At 73.9% G+C, this 13,879-nt stretch carries 14 protein-coding genes; 6 read left to right on the top strand and 8 right to left on the bottom strand.

Features of this window, described 5'->3' with window-relative positions:
• Window positions 1-1,614: serine hydrolase domain-containing protein (locus tag E1291_RS31360; RefSeq protein WP_131741696.1), on the top strand; the 1,614-nt coding region annotated here is incomplete at its 5' end.
• A gap of 36 nt (window positions 1,615-1,650) precedes the next feature.
• Here E1291_RS31360 and E1291_RS31355 read toward each other — a convergent pair.
• Window positions 1,651-2,601, bottom strand: coding sequence for a threonine/serine dehydratase (locus E1291_RS31355; protein ID WP_131741695.1), 951 nt, complete (start codon window positions 2,599-2,601; stop codon window positions 1,651-1,653).
• A 77-nt stretch (window positions 2,602-2,678) separates the two neighbouring features.
• On the bottom strand, window positions 2,679-4,235 hold the full coding sequence (locus tag E1291_RS31350; protein WP_131741694.1) for an MDR family MFS transporter: 1,557 nt from the start codon (window positions 4,233-4,235) through the stop codon (window positions 2,679-2,681).
• Between the two features lie 132 nt (window positions 4,236-4,367).
• Between E1291_RS31350 and E1291_RS31345 the strand changes: the two genes are divergently transcribed.
• Window positions 4,368-4,967, top strand: coding sequence for a TetR/AcrR family transcriptional regulator (locus E1291_RS31345; RefSeq protein WP_131741693.1), 600 nt, complete (start codon window positions 4,368-4,370; stop codon window positions 4,965-4,967).
• A 93-nt stretch (window positions 4,968-5,060) separates the two neighbouring features.
• Here the strand turns inward: E1291_RS31345 and E1291_RS43440 are convergent, their stop codons facing one another.
• Together E1291_RS43440 and E1291_RS43435 are read right to left on the bottom strand one after the other, a co-directional pair.
• Window positions 5,061-6,230: an RNA polymerase sigma factor gene (locus E1291_RS43440; RefSeq protein WP_207401039.1), complete on the bottom strand. Its 1,170-nt coding sequence runs from the start codon at window positions 6,228-6,230 to the stop codon at window positions 5,061-5,063.
• Window positions 6,231-6,403: 173 nt separating this feature from the next.
• Window positions 6,404-6,763, bottom strand: coding sequence for a YciI family protein (locus E1291_RS43435; protein ID WP_207401037.1), 360 nt, complete (start codon window positions 6,761-6,763; stop codon window positions 6,404-6,406).
• Window positions 6,764-7,130: 367 nt separating this feature from the next.
• On the opposite strand from E1291_RS43435, the gene E1291_RS31335 reads away from it, so the two are divergent.
• Entirely contained in the window at window positions 7,131-8,060 is a 930-nt protein-coding gene (locus E1291_RS31335) for a Sco1979 family transcriptional regulator (protein WP_131741691.1), read from the top strand.
• A 27-nt stretch (window positions 8,061-8,087) separates the two neighbouring features.
• Here E1291_RS31335 and E1291_RS31330 read toward each other — a convergent pair whose 3' ends face one another.
• Together E1291_RS31330 and E1291_RS31325 are read right to left on the bottom strand one after the other, a co-directional pair.
• Complete coding sequence (locus E1291_RS31330) at window positions 8,088-8,840, bottom strand: ABC transporter permease (RefSeq protein ID WP_131741690.1); 753 nt, start codon at window positions 8,838-8,840, stop codon at window positions 8,088-8,090.
• Window positions 8,841-8,854: 14 nt separating this feature from the next.
• A complete protein-coding gene (locus E1291_RS31325) occupies window positions 8,855-9,640 on the bottom strand; it encodes an ABC transporter ATP-binding protein (protein ID WP_131741689.1) in 786 nt (261 codons plus the stop codon).
• Between the two features lie 73 nt (window positions 9,641-9,713).
• Here E1291_RS31325 and E1291_RS31320 point away from each other — a divergent pair, with 73 nt between their 5' ends.
• Window positions 9,714-10,343 carry a TetR/AcrR family transcriptional regulator gene (locus tag E1291_RS31320; protein ID WP_131741697.1) on the top strand — a complete coding sequence of 210 codons (630 nt, stop codon included), beginning with the start codon at window positions 9,714-9,716 and terminating at the stop codon, window positions 10,341-10,343.
• A 28-nt stretch (window positions 10,344-10,371) separates the two neighbouring features.
• On the opposite strand, the gene E1291_RS31315 is transcribed toward E1291_RS31320, so the two are convergent.
• Complete coding sequence (locus E1291_RS31315) at window positions 10,372-10,932, bottom strand: dihydrofolate reductase family protein (protein WP_131741688.1); 561 nt, start codon at window positions 10,930-10,932, stop codon at window positions 10,372-10,374.
• 153 nt (window positions 10,933-11,085) lie between these two features.
• Between E1291_RS31315 and E1291_RS31310 the strand changes: the two genes are divergently transcribed.
• Window positions 11,086-12,348, top strand: a complete 1,263-nt coding sequence (locus E1291_RS31310) for an alpha/beta fold hydrolase (RefSeq protein WP_131741687.1) — start codon at window positions 11,086-11,088, stop codon at window positions 12,346-12,348.
• A 6-nt stretch (window positions 12,349-12,354) separates the two neighbouring features.
• On the opposite strand, the gene E1291_RS31305 is transcribed toward E1291_RS31310, so the two are convergent.
• Window positions 12,355-13,161: an SAM-dependent methyltransferase gene (locus tag E1291_RS31305; RefSeq protein ID WP_131741686.1), complete on the bottom strand. Its 807-nt coding sequence runs from the start codon at window positions 13,159-13,161 to the stop codon at window positions 12,355-12,357.
• A gap of 227 nt (window positions 13,162-13,388) precedes the next feature.
• On the opposite strand from E1291_RS31305, the gene E1291_RS31300 reads away from it, so the two are divergent.
• Window positions 13,389-13,879: hypothetical protein (locus tag E1291_RS31300; RefSeq protein WP_207401036.1), on the top strand; the 491-nt coding region annotated here is incomplete at its 3' end.

Below are 13,879 nucleotides of genomic sequence, written 5' to 3'. Positions count from 1 at the left end.
CTCGCCGAGCGGGCGGCCCTGCCCGTCGCGCCCTGGCCCGCCGCGGCCCGCGACGCCCTCGTCGCGCTGCTCGGCGCCGGGACCGCCGCCATCGGCGTGTGGGAGGCCCTCGACCAGGCGGGACTGATCGTCCGGCTGCTGCCCGGCTGGGAGCGCGTCCGTAACCGGCCGCAGCGCGACCCGGTCCACCGCTTCACCGTGGACCGCCACCTCGTCGAGACCGCCGCCGGGGCCGCCGCGCTCGCCCGCGAGGTGGACCGCCCCGACCTCCTCCTCATCGGCGCGCTGCTGCACGACATCGGCAAGGGCGGACCCGGCGACCACTCCACCCGCGGCGCCGTCCTCGCCCGCGATATCGGCGCCACCCTCGGCTATCCCGAAGGTGACGCTCGGGTACTGGAAACGATGGTCCGGTATCACCTTCTCCTCCCCGAGACCGCGACCCGGCGCGACATCGACGACCCCGCCACCGTCGCCGCCGTCCTCGGCGCGCTCTCCGCGGCGCCCAGCCGCGAACGGGAAGTCCTCGACCTGCTCGCCGCGCTCGCCGTCGCCGACGTGCGGACCGAGGCCCCGGTCACCCCCGGCATGCGGCAGCGCATCGGGAGCATCACCAAGACGTTCGTCGCGACCGCCGTCCTCCAGCAGGTCGAGGCGGGACGCCTCCAGCTCGACACGCCGATCGGCCGGTACCTGCCCGACCTGTTCCCCGGCCCGCGCGGCCGGCTGATCACCGTGCGGATGCTCCTGAACCACACCAGCGGCATCGGCGACTACGTCCTGACCGCGTTCCCGTCCCTCGCCGACGCCTCGCCGGCGAGCCTCGACCGGTTCAGGTTCCGCACGCTGCGTCCCGAGCAGCTCATCGAGTGGGGTCTGTCGGCGCCGCCGACCGGTGAGCCGGGCGAACGCTGGTCCTACTCCAACACCAACTACGTCATCGCCGGGCTGCTCCTGCAGACGGTGACGGGCGTCAAGGCGGAGACGTACATCACCGACCACGTCATCCGCAAGGCGGGGCTGAAGCACACCTACTTCCCCGACGGCCCGCGCATCCGGGAACCGCACCCGCGGATGTACGAGTCGCTGTACCAGCACGTGAACCCGCCGCGCGACTACAGCACGTTCGATATGAGCTGGGCGTCGACCGCCGGTTCGCTGGTGTCCACCATGGACGACCTCAACACCTTCTACCGGAAGCTGCTGACCGGCGGGCTCGTCGGGCGCGCGTCCGTCGCCGAGATGCAGCGCACCGTCCCGGTGAAGGACCGCGACGGCGGCGTGCTGATGAACTACGGGCTCGGCCTGTACTCGCTCGACCTCCCGTGCGGCAAGGTCTGGGGCCACAACGGCGTCGTCTTCGGGGCCGGGACGCAGGCGCTGTCCAGCCCCGACGGGAAGCGGCAGATCGCCCTCGCGTCCAACCTCACCAAGTACCAGCGGCTCGGCGCCGACGGGCTCCCGACCCCCGACCCGATCGACAGCGCGATGGAGGCGCACGTCATCCAGGCCCTGTGCGGCGGGCAGGCCGCCGCCGGGGGGCCGTCCGCCGGGCCGGGCCGGGCACAGCCCCAGCCGATGCCGCTGCGGTTCGCTCGCGGCTATACCCCCTGACCGGCGCGTCCCCGGCGCGCCTCGGCCGGGTGCGCGTCAGGGCCGCGTGAGCAGGTCCGCCGGATCGGTGTTGGCGCCGCACAGCACCACGACGACCCGCTCGTCCGGTTCGGGACGGTAGGCACCGGTGCGGAGGGCGGCGACGGCCGCGGCGGCGCCGAGCTCGACGGCCAGCCGGTAGCCCTCCCACAGGAACCGGCGGGCCGCGATGACGGCCTCGTCGGTGACGAGCACCGGCCGGACGCCCGTGCGGAGCGCCACCTCGCAGGCGATGTCGCCGAGCCGGGTGGCGCCGAGCGAGTCGGTGGTCACGCCCGAGACGGGCACGTCGACCGGACGACCCGCGCGCAGGGCCCGCTCCAGCGTCGGGACGGTGTCCGGCTCGGTGCCGACGACGCGGGCCCGGCCCTCCAGCGCCGCCGCGACGCCCGCCATCAGCCCGCCGCCGCCGACGGCCAGCAGGACGGTGTCGACCTCGCCGCCGGTCTGTTCGAGGATCTCCAGGCCCAGCGTCCCCTGCCCGGCGCACACGTCCGGCTGGTCGTAGGCGTGGCAGAACAGCGCGCCGGTCGCGGTGGCACGTTCCATCGCGGCCTCCTGCGCCGCGGCGTACCGGTCGCCGGCCCGCACGACCGTCGCGCCCAGCGCCCGCAGCCCCGCGACCTTCACCGCGGGCGCCGTCTCCGGCACGAACACCTCGGCGCGGATCCCGGCCTCCGCCGCCGCGTGGGCGAAGGCGAGCCCGGCGTTGCCGCCGGAGGCCGCCACGATCCCCGCCTCCGGCAGCAGGCCCGCCTCCCGCGCGGCGAGGACGCGGTTGAACGCGCCGCGCGGCTTGAACGACCCGGTGTGCTGGGTCTGCTCCAGCTTGAGCCACATCCGGCCGGCGGGCGCGAGCGGCCCGGGGTCCACGGCGAGGAGCGGCGTCCTGCGGACCCGGCCCGCGATCCTGGCCGCGGCGGCCTCGACGTCCCGAAGACCGATCACTGGGGCTCCCCTCCGCACGGACCCGCGCCGTGCCCTGCCGGATTGCGTGGGACCCATAGATAGCAGGCCCCCCGCGCTCAGGCCGAGGTGGGTTCGCGGACGGCGTCGTCCGCCGGGGCCCGCCGGTCCCGGCCGGTCAGCGGCACCTCCCGGATGAACCAGGCCGCCGCGAACGCCAGCGCGCCGGCGACCGTGGCGACCAGGAACGCCTGGTGGGTGCCGCCCGCGACCGCGTGCTGGTAGGCATCGCGGATCGCGGCCGGGAGCCGCTTCAGGCCCGCCGCGTCCAGCTGCGCCGAACCCCGGGTGACCGCGGCCGCCGCCGGCCCGCCGCGCTCGGCCATGACGTCGCGGACGCGGTCGGCGAACATCGCGCCGACGGCGGAGACGCCGACCGAGCCGCCGATCGTCCGGGCCAGCGTGGCGGTGGAGGAGCCGACGCCGAAGTCCTTCGGATCGACGCTCTGCAGGGTGACCAGCAGCGTGGTCTGCATCAGGCAGCCGATCCCGGCGCCGACCAGCGCCATGAACGCCCCGGTCGTCAGGCGCGTGGTGCCGACGTCCATGGTGGACAGCAGCGCGAGCCCGGTGGTGAGCAGCCCGCCGCCGGCGATGACGACCAGCTTGTAGCGGCCGGTCCGGGTGATGAACGGGCCCGCCGTCAGGTTGATCGCGACCAGTGCCAGGAACAGCGGCAGGCCGAGCAGGCCCGCGTTGGTGGCCGAGGCGCCCTGCACGCTCTGCTGGAACAGCGGCAGGAAGGTCATCGCGCCGTACATGGCGAAGCCGAGCAGGAACCCGACGACGGTGATGAGCGTGAAGTTGGCGTTGCGGAACAGCCCGAGCGGCAGCACCGGCTCGGCGGCGCGCCGCTCGGCGACCAGGAACCCGGCGCCGCTCACCACCGCGAGGACCGCCAGCCCGACGATGACACCCGACGTCCACGCGTACTCGGTGCCGCCCCAGGTGGTGACCAGCACGATCGAGGTGATCGCCGTGGCGAGCAGCACGACGCCCGCGTAGTCGACCCGGCCCTCGGCCCGCCGCTTCGGCAGGTGCAGCACCGTGCTGATCATGAACAGGGCGAGCGCGCCGAGCGGCAGGTTCACATAGAAGCACCAGCGCCAGCCCAGATGGTCGGTGATCGCGCCGCCGGCCAGCGGGCCGGCGATCATGGTCAGCCCCATCACCCCGGCCATCATGCCCTGGTAGCGGCCCTGCTCGCGGGGCGGGACCAGGCTGCCGATGATGGCGATCGCACCGGTCATCAGGCCGCCCGCGCCGAGGCCCTGCAGCGCCCGGAACCCGATGAGCTGGGTCATGTCCTGCGACATCCCGGCCAGCGTGGAGCCGACCAGGAACACGCCGATGGAGGTGAGGAAGGCGCCCTTGCGCCCGTACATGTCGCCGAGCTTGCCCCACACGGGAGTGGAGACGGCGGTGGTGAGGGTGTAGGCCGTCACGACCCACGACAGGTGGCCCAGGCCGCCGAGGTCGCCGACGATGCTGGGCATCGCGGTGCCGAGGATCAGGTTGTCCAGCGCGGCCAGCATCATCGCGATCAGCACGGCCAGGATCACGAGATAGAGGCTGCGGCCGCGTTCCGCGCCGTCCTGCGCGGAGGTCTCGGTCATGAGGGGTCCTTTCGCAACGACATACTTACTTGCCGACCGGCTAGTTCGCGCTCCGAGTCTGCGGGCCGTACTAGCCGGTCGTCAAGTAAATTGAGGCGGTACCTTGGGCCTAGGCCGAGCGGAGGAGGCGACGTGACCGAGGAGCGCAGGCGGGGCCGCGGGGGCGACACCCGGCAGCGGATCCAGGACGTCGCGCTGGAGCTGTTCCTGGAGCGCGGCTACGACCAGACGTCCCTCCGCGAGATCGCCGAGCGGCTCGACGTCACCAAGGCCGCGCTGTACTACCACTTCCGCACCAAGGAGGACATCGTCTCCGGCCTGCTGGAGCGGATCGGGCGGCCGGTCGAGGAGCTCATCGCCTGGGGCCGGGCGCAGCCCCGCACCCTGGAGACCCGCCGCGAGGTGCTGCGCCGGCTGAACGAGGCCCTGCAGGACAGCGCCCCCGTCTTCCGGTTCCTCCAGGAGAACCAGGCGGCCCTGCGGAACCGTGAGGGCTCCGGCTACTTCCGCGATCGCATGCGCGAGCTCGGCGAGCTGCTCGCCGAGCCCGGCGCCACCGTCCTGGAGCAGGTCCGCTCCGTCAGCTCGCTGTTCATCGTCTACTTCGGCACGTTCGCGCTGGACGCCATGGAGGGCAGCGCCGAGGAGAAGCGCGCGGCGCTGCTCCAGGTCGCCTGGGAGCAGATCGACGCCGCCCACGCCGGCCGGGCCCCGATCCCCGGCGGCGCGTAGCGCGGACGGTCAGGGCCCCGGTCCAGCGGAAGGGGCCGGGCCCCTGGGGGGTCGCGGGCCCCGGAGCAGGAAGTCGGGGTCACGCGGTCGGGGTCACGGGTTCAGGGCGGCGGCGCGGGCCAGGAGGGCGCGGCGTTGGGGGGCGTTGTCGGTGAGCGCGGCGGCCCGCTCGAACTCGGCGCGGGCCTCGTCCCGGCGGCCGAGCCGCGCGAGCAGGTCGGCGCGGACGCCCGGCAGCAGGTGGTAGCCCCGCAGCGACGGCTCGGACGTCAGGGCGTCGGCGAGCGCCAGGCCCCGCTCCGGGCCCTCGGCCATGCCGACCGCGACGGCCCGGTTGAGGTCGACGACCGGGGACGGGGCGACCCGCGCGAGGACGCCGTAGAGCTCGGCGATCCGGTGCCAGTCGGTCTCCTCGGCCGTCCGGGCCCGCGCGTGGCACGCGGCGATCGTGCCCTGCAGGACGTAGGGTCCGGGCGGCCCGCCGATCTCCCCGGCGCGCAGCAGCGCGGCGAAGCCGCGGTGGATCAGCAGCCGGTCCCAGCGGCCGCGGTCCTGCTCGGCGATCGGGACGGGCTCGCCGGACGGCCCGGTGCGCGCCCGGGTGCGGGACGCCTGGATCTCCATGAGCGCGACGAGGCCGTGCACCTCCGCCTCGCCCGGCGCCAGCTCGGCCAGGATCCGGCCGAGGCGCAGCGCCTCCAGGCACAGGTCGGTGCGCACCCAGTCGTCCCCGGCGGTGGCCGCGTACCCCTCGTTGAAGATGAGGTAGAGGACCTCCAGGACGGACGAGAGCCGCGCGGCGCGGTCCGGGCCCTCGGGCACCTCGAACGGCACCTTCGCCTCGGCGAGGGTGCGCTTGGCCCGCACGATCCGCTGCGCGACGGTCGCCTCCGGGACGAGGAACGCCCGCGCGATCTCCACGGTGGTCAGCCCGCCCAGCATCCGCAGCGTCAGCGCGATCCTGGCCGGGGTGGGCAGGACCGGGTGGCAGGCGGTGAACACCAGCCGGAGCACGTCGTCCTCGATGTGCTCGTCGTCGGGCGGCTCGATCCCGGGCGTCTCGGTGTCCAGCCCGTGCCCGAGCTCGGCGAGCCTGTGCTCGAACCGTTCCCGGCGCCGGATCCGGTCGATGGCGCGGCGCTTGCCGACGGCCATCAGCCACGCGCCCGGGTTGTCCGGGACGCCCGACTCGGGCCACTGTTCCAGGGCGGCGACCAGGGCGTCCTGCGCGAGTTCCTCGGCCACGCCCACGTCGTTCATCATGCGGGCGAGACCGGCGATGATGCGGGCCGACTCCAGCCGCCACACCGCGTCGATCCGCGCGTGCACGGCCGAGCGTTCGCGAGTCGTCACGGTCCCGATGACAACATCGGCGCCGGCCGGCGCGCAAGCGGGCCGCCGGACGGCCCCCGGTCCGGGGGCCGTCCGGCTGGCGATCACTGGCCGTGGGCGTCGTCGCCGGGGCCGAACACCTGCTGGATGACGCCCTCGCCGTCGCCGACGATGCTCCAGAAGCGCCGGGACAGCTCGATCGCCTCCTCCTTGCTGCGCACCTCGACCAGCGCGAACCCGACCACCGCCTCCTTGGCCTCGGTGTACGGGCCGTCGGTGACGGTGATCTTCCCGCCGGACGAGGTGATCGTGATGGCCCGCGGGTCCAGCCCCCCGGTCGCCAGCAGCACCCCGGACTTCGACGTCTCCTCGATGAACCGGCCCATCTCGGCCATCATGGCCTCGTCCGGCGGGGTGGCGGCCGAGTCTCCGGTGGTGTCCTTGGTCATCATCATGAACCGCATCGTGTGCCTCCTCGCGTCCCGATGCCGGAGCCGGCGCCCGCGGCGCCGTCCTCCCCGGCCTCTCACTGACGCGTCGAACGGGCCGCCGCCGGATCGACAGTCTCGCCGACATTTTCCGGGACTTTTTCTTCGTGACCGTATCGCCGCAGCTCAGCGGGCTGGAAGGGCCGGGCGGACGGCCGGGGCCGGGGCGGGGGCGGCGAGCGTCACGGCGGCGGCCATTGGGCAACTCGCTCGTCGGCGAGTAACTTTGCCCCGTAGGCACGGCTCGTGCGTCCGAGGAGGCGTTCGTGGGAGACCCACCGTCAGTGATCGGCCCGGCCCGCCGGGCCGCGGGCGGGTTCCGCATCGGCGGACGCGGGGCGGCATGAGCACCGGCGAGCACCTCGGCGACGCGGCCGGGCTGGTCCCCGCCGCGTCCGGCCGGGCCGCCGCGCAGGGCCGCGAGCAGTCCGGGCCGACCGTCCTGCGGATGCTGGTCGGCGCCCAGCTGCGCCGGCTGCGCGAGGCCGCCGGGATCTCCACCGAGGCCGCGGGGTATGAGATCCGCGGCTCACACTCCAAGATCAGCCGGATGGAGCTCGGCCGCGTCGGTTTCAAGGAACGTGACATCGCCGACCTGCTGACCTTGTACGGCGTCACCGACCCCGGCTGCCGCGAACCGGTGCTGGAGCTGGCCGAGCAGGCCAACCAGCCCGGCTGGTGGCAGCGGTACGGCGACGTGGTGGCCCCCTGGTTCGAGCCCTACCTGGGGCTGGAGCAGGGCGCCGTGCTGATCCGCGCCTACGAGGTGCAGTCGGTCCCCGACCTGCTGCAGACCGACGACTACGCGCGGGCCCTCGTCCAGGCCCGCCATCCCGAGGCGGGCATCGACGAGGTCGAGCGGCGGGTCGAGCTGCGCGCGCACCGCCGCCGCGTCCTGGAGCGCCCCGACCCGGTGCGGCTGTGGGCGGTGCTGGACGAGGCGGTGCTGCGCCGCATGGTCGGCGGCACCGAGACCATGCGGGCGCAGATCGCCCACCTGGCCGAGGCGGCGGCGCTGCCGCACGTCACCGTCCAGGTACTGCCGTTCACCGCGGGCGGCCACGCGGGCGAGGGCGGCCCGGTGAGCATGCTGCGGTTCGCCGAGCCGGAGCTTCCGGACGTCGTGTACCTGGAGCAGCTCGCCGGGGCGCTGTACCCCGACCGGCCCGCCGACCTCGTCCGCTACCGGGACGTGCTGAACCGGCTGGGCGTCCAGGCCGAGCCGCCGGCGCGCACGGGCGCGATCCTGCGCGGGATCCTCGACCGGCTCTGACGGCCCCTCCGCCGCCGCGCCCGCGGCTCAGCCGCCACGGCGGAAGAGCCGCGCGCCGCCGGTGACCGCCACCGCGGCGAACGCCAGCGTCACCGCGGTGCCCGTGGCGACGGTCCCGTTCGCGTAGTGGCCGAGGTAGACCTGCCGGACGGCGTCGGCGGTGTACCGGAACGGGACGGCGCGGGACGCGCCGTCCAGCCAGCCCGGCGCCAGGCTCATCGGCAGCAGCAGCCCCGACAGGAGCATCAGCGGCATCACGGCGGTGTTGGCGATGGCGCCGAACTCCGGCGTCGTCCGGACGTTCATCGCCAGCCCGTAGGACAGCGCGGCCAGTCCCGCCGCGACCAGGGCGACGAGCGCGAGCCCGAGCAGGATCCCGGCGAGCGGGGCGCGCAGCCCGAACGCGGTGCCCACCAGCACCAGCAGCGCGGCCTGGGCGGTGAGCTGGACGGTGTCGCGCAGCGTGCGGCCGAGCAGCAGCGCGACCGGCCGCACCGCGGTGACCCGCATCCGGTCGATCACGCCGGTGCCGCGCTCGAAGATGACGCCGAGGCCGACGAAGGTGCCGCCGAGCAGGGCGAGCTGGACGAGCAGCCCCGGCACGAACGCCTGCCAGGACGAGCCGTCCACGCCGAGCCGGAGCCCGGTGAGCAGCGGCCCGAAGAAGGCGAGGAACAGCAGCGGCTGCAGCATGCCGAACAGCAGGTTCGTCTTCGAGCGCAGGGTGGTGCGCATGGAACGGGCGAAGATGACGCCTGTGTCGGCCAGAAGATGGCGCATGGGGGGTCTCCGGATCAGATCGCGATGGGGGCGTTCTCGGTCACGGCGCCGCGCCCGGTGATCGCCAGGAACGCGTCCTGGAGACCGGCCGCGGGGTCGCCGGCGTAGCGCTCCTTGAGCTCGGCGGGGGAGCCCTCGGCGACGATCGTCCCGCCGTCGACGATCACCACCCGGTCGGCGAGCGCGTCCGCCTCGTCCAGGTAGTGGGTGGTGAGGAAGACGGTGGTGCCCCGCTCGTCGCGGACGCGGCGGACGAGGTCCCACAGGTCGGCGCGGGCCGCGGGGTCGAGACCGGTGGTCGGCTCGTCCAGGAACAGCACGTCGGGCCGGTTGACCAGGCCGAGCGCGATCTCGACGCGGCGGCGCTGCCCGCCCGACAGCGCGGCGGTGGGCCGTTCCATGAGGCCGGTGAGATCGAGGTCGGCGGCCAGCTCGGCGGCGCGCTCGCGGGCCTGCGCGCGGGGCAGCCGGTGCAGCCGGCCCTGGGTGACCAGCTCCTCGCCGACGGGGCATGCCGGGTCGAGGCCGCCGCTCTGCGCGACGTACCCGATGCGGCGCCGTACCCCGGCCGGATCGCGGCGCAGGTCGTGGCCGGCGATCTCCGCCTCGCCGCCGGTCGGGGGGAGCAGGGTGGTGAGCATCCGGAGGGTGGTGGTCTTCCCCGCCCCGTTGGGGCCGAGGAGGCCGAGGATCTCGCCGGGCGCGACGGACAGGTCGATCCCGCGGACGGCGTGCACGGGCCCGGTCCTGGCGGTGAACGTCCGGGTCAGGCCGCGCGTGCTGATGACTGGCGTGGACATGCCGCCGATGAAATCACAGTGGGCTCCAAATTTGCAATCGACTCCAAATTTGGAGGACGGTAGAGTGATCGCCATGGAGGCGGAGGGGCTGCGGGAACGCAAGAAGCGGCGGACGCGGCGGCACATCACCGAGGTCGCGGCCGGGCTCTTCGTGGAGCACGGGTTCGACCACGTGACGATCGCCGAGGTCGCCGCCGCCGCGGACGTCTCGGTCAACACCGTCTACAACTACTTCGAGACCAAGGAGGACCTCGTCCTCCCGCTGCACCAGGAGCAGCGGCTCGCCGACATCGTCCGCGCGCGCGAGCCCGGGGAGTCCGCCGCCGCGGCCGTGCTGGCGCACCTGCGCGCGGAGGTGCGCCGCCGCGACCGCGCGCTCGGCCTGACCGCCGGTTACGCCGGCGTGCACGCGATGATGCTGGCCGCCCCGACGCTCCTCGCCCGGTTGTACGACCTGGCGGTGCGGATGAACGCGCGGCTGGCCGAGCTGCTGGCCGCCGAGACCGGAGCCGCCCCCGGCGACCCGCTGCCCGAGCTGGTCGCGAGCCAGATCGGCTGGCTGCACGGCCACCTGCTGACCGAGATCGGCCGGGGCACCGAGGCCGGCCGGACACCGGACGACCTGGCCGAGGACGTGCTGGCCCTGCTGGACGTCCTGGAGAGCCTGCTGGGTGAGCGCGTCCTCACCTACGCGGTCCGCTGACGCGCCCTCCTCGTCCGCCGGCGCGGGTTCACGCCTTGACCGGGCGGTAGCTGGCGACGATGACGCCCGTCTTGAACGCCTGGGTGCCCGCCAGCTCGAAGGACGCCGCGAAGTCCGCGCGGTTGAGCAGGTCCTTCGGTTTCCCGCCGCCGACGATGACGGGGTGGATCCACAGCCGCAGCTCGTCCAGCAGGCCCTTCCGGACGAGCGTACGGGTCACGGGACCGAACCCGTACTGCAGGAGGTTGAGGCCCGGTTCCTCCTTCAGCTTCGCGATCCGGGCGGCGGCCTCGTTCCGCCTGAGGATCGTGGTGTCGTTCCAGCCGGCCTTCTTCAGCGAGTCGGAGACGACGTAGTGGGCGATGCCGTTCATCCGGACGCCGAAGTCGCCGGTCGCCCGCTCCATCGCGGGCCACGCCTCGGCGAAGCCGTCGTAGGTGCGGCGGCCCATGAGCAGGGCGTCGCAGGAGAACAGCAGGTCGCGGGCATGGTCCGCGGCCTCCTCCCGGAAGTAGGCGGAGGTCCAGTCCTGCGGGTTCTCGATGACGCCGTCGAGCGAGATGTACGTCGAGTTGATGATCTTGCGCATGTTCCCCTCCAGGGACCGATGGTCGGCCCCCCGGCGGCGCGGGACCGCGATGCGCCGGATGCTTTGCCGGATCCTTGCGTCCCCTTTCCGCCATGGCCTGCGACGCCTGCGGCGGGCCGACGGCCGCCCGGCAAGATCGGGGATATTGGAGGAATGTCACACCTCTACAGCCGTCCCGGCTTCTTCTACCGCGACCACTTCCTCGACGTCCCGCTCGACCACGCCGACCCGTCGGGCCCGGTGATCCAGGTGTACGGACGGGAGGTCGTCGCGCCCGGCAAGCAGGACGACGACCTGCCGTGGCTGCTGTTCCTGCAGGGCGGACCGGGGTACAAGGCGCCGCGTCCGGGCGGGTCCCAGGCGTGGCTCGCCCCGGCCCTGCGGGAGTACCGGGTGCTCCTGCTGGACCAGCGCGGCACCGGCCGCAGCACGCCCGCCGACCGGCGGACGCTGCCGCGGGATCCCGCGAAGGCCGCCGGGTACCTGCGGCACTTCCGCGCCGACTCGATCGTCCGGGACGCGGAGCTGCTGCGCCGGCACCTGGCCGGGGACCGCCCGTGGAGCGTTCTCGGCCAGAGCTTCGGCGGATTCTGCGCGGTGGCGTACCTGTCCATCGCGCCGGAGGGGCTCAGCGAGGTGTTCGTCACCGGCGGGCTGCCGCCGCTGACCGCGTCACCGGAGGACTGGTACCGCGCCTCCTACCGCAGGGTCGCGGCCGAGAACGAGCGCTACTTCGCGCGCTACCCGGGGGACCGGGACGTGGCGCGGCGGATCGCGGCCCACCTGGAGGCCGCCGACGAGCGCCTGCCCGGCGGCGAACGGCTGACCGCGCGGCGTTTCCAGACCCTCGGTCTCGGGCTCGGGAGCTCCAGCCGCTTCCACGATCTGCACTTCCTGCTGGAGGAGGCGTTCCTGCCGGGCGGCGGCCTGTCGGACACGTTCCTGCGCCAGGTCGACGAGGTCGTGTCGTACGCCGCGAAGCCGCTCTACGCGCTCGTCCACGAGGCGTGCCTGTGCGACGGCGGCGCGTCGAACTGGGCGGCGGAGCGTGTGCTGGCGGAGTTTCCGGAGTTCGCCCCGCAGGCCGATCCGTTCCTTTTCCTGGGGGAGACGATCCACCCGTGGTTCTTCGAGGAGGACCCGGCGCTCGTCCCGCTGCGCGAGTGCGCCGACCTGCTCGCCGCGCACGAGTGGCCGGCCCTGTACGACGCGGAGCGGCTGGCGGCCACGACCGTCCCGGTGACGGCGGCCGTCTACTACGACGACATGTACGTGGACCGCGAGATGTCGATGGAGACGGCCCGCGCGATCCCCGGCCTCCGCACGTGGGTGACCGACGAGTACGCCCACAACGGCCTGTCGGCGGACCCGCGGGTCCTGGAGCGCCTGCTCGCCCTGCGGCGCGGGGACGCCTGACCCGGCTCAGGGCTTGCGGGCGACCCCGCACAGCGTGGACGTCCGCCTGACCTCCCCGTGCGGGCCGGGCTCGGACCGCCAGTCCTCGCACGGCACGACGCCCGGCCTGATCAGGTCCAGGCCGTCGAAGTAGGCGATGATCTGCTCGGCCGGGCGCAGCCGGTACGGGACGGCGCCGGTGTCGTCGTAGTTCTGCTGCGCCCGGTTGTGGTCCTCGTCGGCGTCGGTGTCGTCGTAGATCGCCAGGTAGCTGCCCGAGGGCAGCCCGCCCATCAGCCGCCGGATGATCGCGAGCGTCTCGCCGTGGTCGGCGATGTGGCCGAGCACACCCATGAGCATCAGGGCGACGGGCTCGTCGAGGTCCAGCTCGCCGGAGGCGATCCGCAGGATCCGGTCCGGGTTCCTCAGGTCGGCCTCGACGTAGCTGGTGGAACCCTCGGGCGTGCTGGTCAGCAGGGAGTTGGCGTGCGCGAGGACCAGCGGGTCGTTGTCGACGTAGACGATGTGGGACTCCGGGGCGACCCGCTGGGCGACCTCGTGGGTGTTGTCGGCCGTCGGCAGGCCCGTCCCGCAGTCCAGGAACTGCCGGACGCCCGCCTCGCCCGCCAGGAAGCGGACGGCGCGGACGAGGAAGCCCCGCCCCGCGCGGGCGATGTCGATGATTCCCGGAAACGCCTCGACGTACTGGTCGCCGGCGGTCCGGTCGACGGGATAGTTGTCCCGTCCGCCGAGCCAGTAGTTCCAGATGCGCGCCGAATGCGGGACCGTCGTGTCGATCGGCGGCGAGTCGGGTGCGGAAGTGTCGTCGGCCACGGGCCACCTCTGATCCGGTCGATTCCGGCCGTGACCTCGAACCCGCCCGCGGTGCGGGCCCGGCGCGGACGGCCGCTGCCTTGTCCTCTTCCCCTGTACCCCGCGATGTACCGCGCGCAATTCGGTGCGGACAGTTGATCCCGCTATCGGGTGAAATGTTGCGATAAGTAAAAGAAAGATAGACCGACCTTGTCAGGCGGGTCACGGCTCGTTGATCATCGGCGTCTATGTGGGACCGGGGGCTCGTGGTCCGCCGGATGGCCGGCGACCGGACGCTGGTGCTGGCCGCCTGCGCGACCGCGCTGTTCGCGACGACCGTGCTGGCCGCGCTGGTGGGCTACGCCGGGTCGGTGACGCGCGAGGGGCTGCGGCGCACCCTGGCCGAGGCCACCTTCGAGACGGCCGGGACGCGGATCGCCGCGCACGTGCCGGGGGGCGGGCTCGACACCGCGCAGCGGCAGGTCGGCACCGCGCTGCGGCAGATCTACCGCGACCTGCCGCTGACGACCTCGGTGGCGGTGCGCAGCGACTCGTTCACGCTCCCGGGGCAGGAGCGCGCCGCCCATCCCGAGCTGACGGCGTTCGCGACCTACACCGGCATCGAGGGCCACGCGCGGCTCGCGGCGGCCGTCCCGGCGGGCCGGGCGGTGGGCACGGCGGTGGGCACGGGGGCGGTCACGGGGGCGGGCACGGGCAGGGGGGTGACCGGGGATGACCG

It is taken from the genome of Actinomadura roseirufa (assembly GCF_900659635.1).
In the GTDB taxonomy this organism is placed as follows: Bacteria; Actinomycetota; Actinomycetes; order Streptosporangiales; family Streptosporangiaceae; genus Spirillospora; species Spirillospora roseirufa.
The sequence above is the reverse complement of the archived record's forward strand: the minus strand, read 5'-3'. Positions and strand labels throughout refer to the sequence as shown.

What these genes read in the sequence shown, in the direction of transcription:
- E1291_RS31350 (WP_131741694.1), bottom strand. Translation starts at nt 4,235, where the DNA reads ATGACCGAGACCTCCGCGCAGGACGGCGCGGAACGCGGCCGCAGCCTC.
- E1291_RS43440 (WP_207401039.1), bottom strand. Translation starts at nt 6,230, where the DNA reads ATGATGAACGACGTGGGCGTGGCCGAGGAACTCGCGCAGGACGCCCTG.
- E1291_RS43435 (WP_207401037.1), bottom strand. Translation starts at nt 6,763, where the DNA reads ATGCGGTTCATGATGATGACCAAGGACACCACCGGAGACTCGGCCGCC.
- E1291_RS31335 (WP_131741691.1), top strand. Translation starts at nt 7,131, where the DNA reads ATGAGCACCGGCGAGCACCTCGGCGACGCGGCCGGGCTGGTCCCCGCC.
- E1291_RS31330 (WP_131741690.1), bottom strand. Translation starts at nt 8,840, where the DNA reads ATGCGCCATCTTCTGGCCGACACAGGCGTCATCTTCGCCCGTTCCATG.
- E1291_RS31325 (WP_131741689.1), bottom strand. Translation starts at nt 9,640, where the DNA reads ATGTCCACGCCAGTCATCAGCACGCGCGGCCTGACCCGGACGTTCACC.
- E1291_RS31320 (WP_131741697.1), top strand. Translation starts at nt 9,714, where the DNA reads ATGGAGGCGGAGGGGCTGCGGGAACGCAAGAAGCGGCGGACGCGGCGG.
- E1291_RS31315 (WP_131741688.1), bottom strand. Translation starts at nt 10,932, where the DNA reads ATGCGCAAGATCATCAACTCGACGTACATCTCGCTCGACGGCGTCATC.
- E1291_RS31310 (WP_131741687.1), top strand. Translation starts at nt 11,086, where the DNA reads ATGTCACACCTCTACAGCCGTCCCGGCTTCTTCTACCGCGACCACTTC.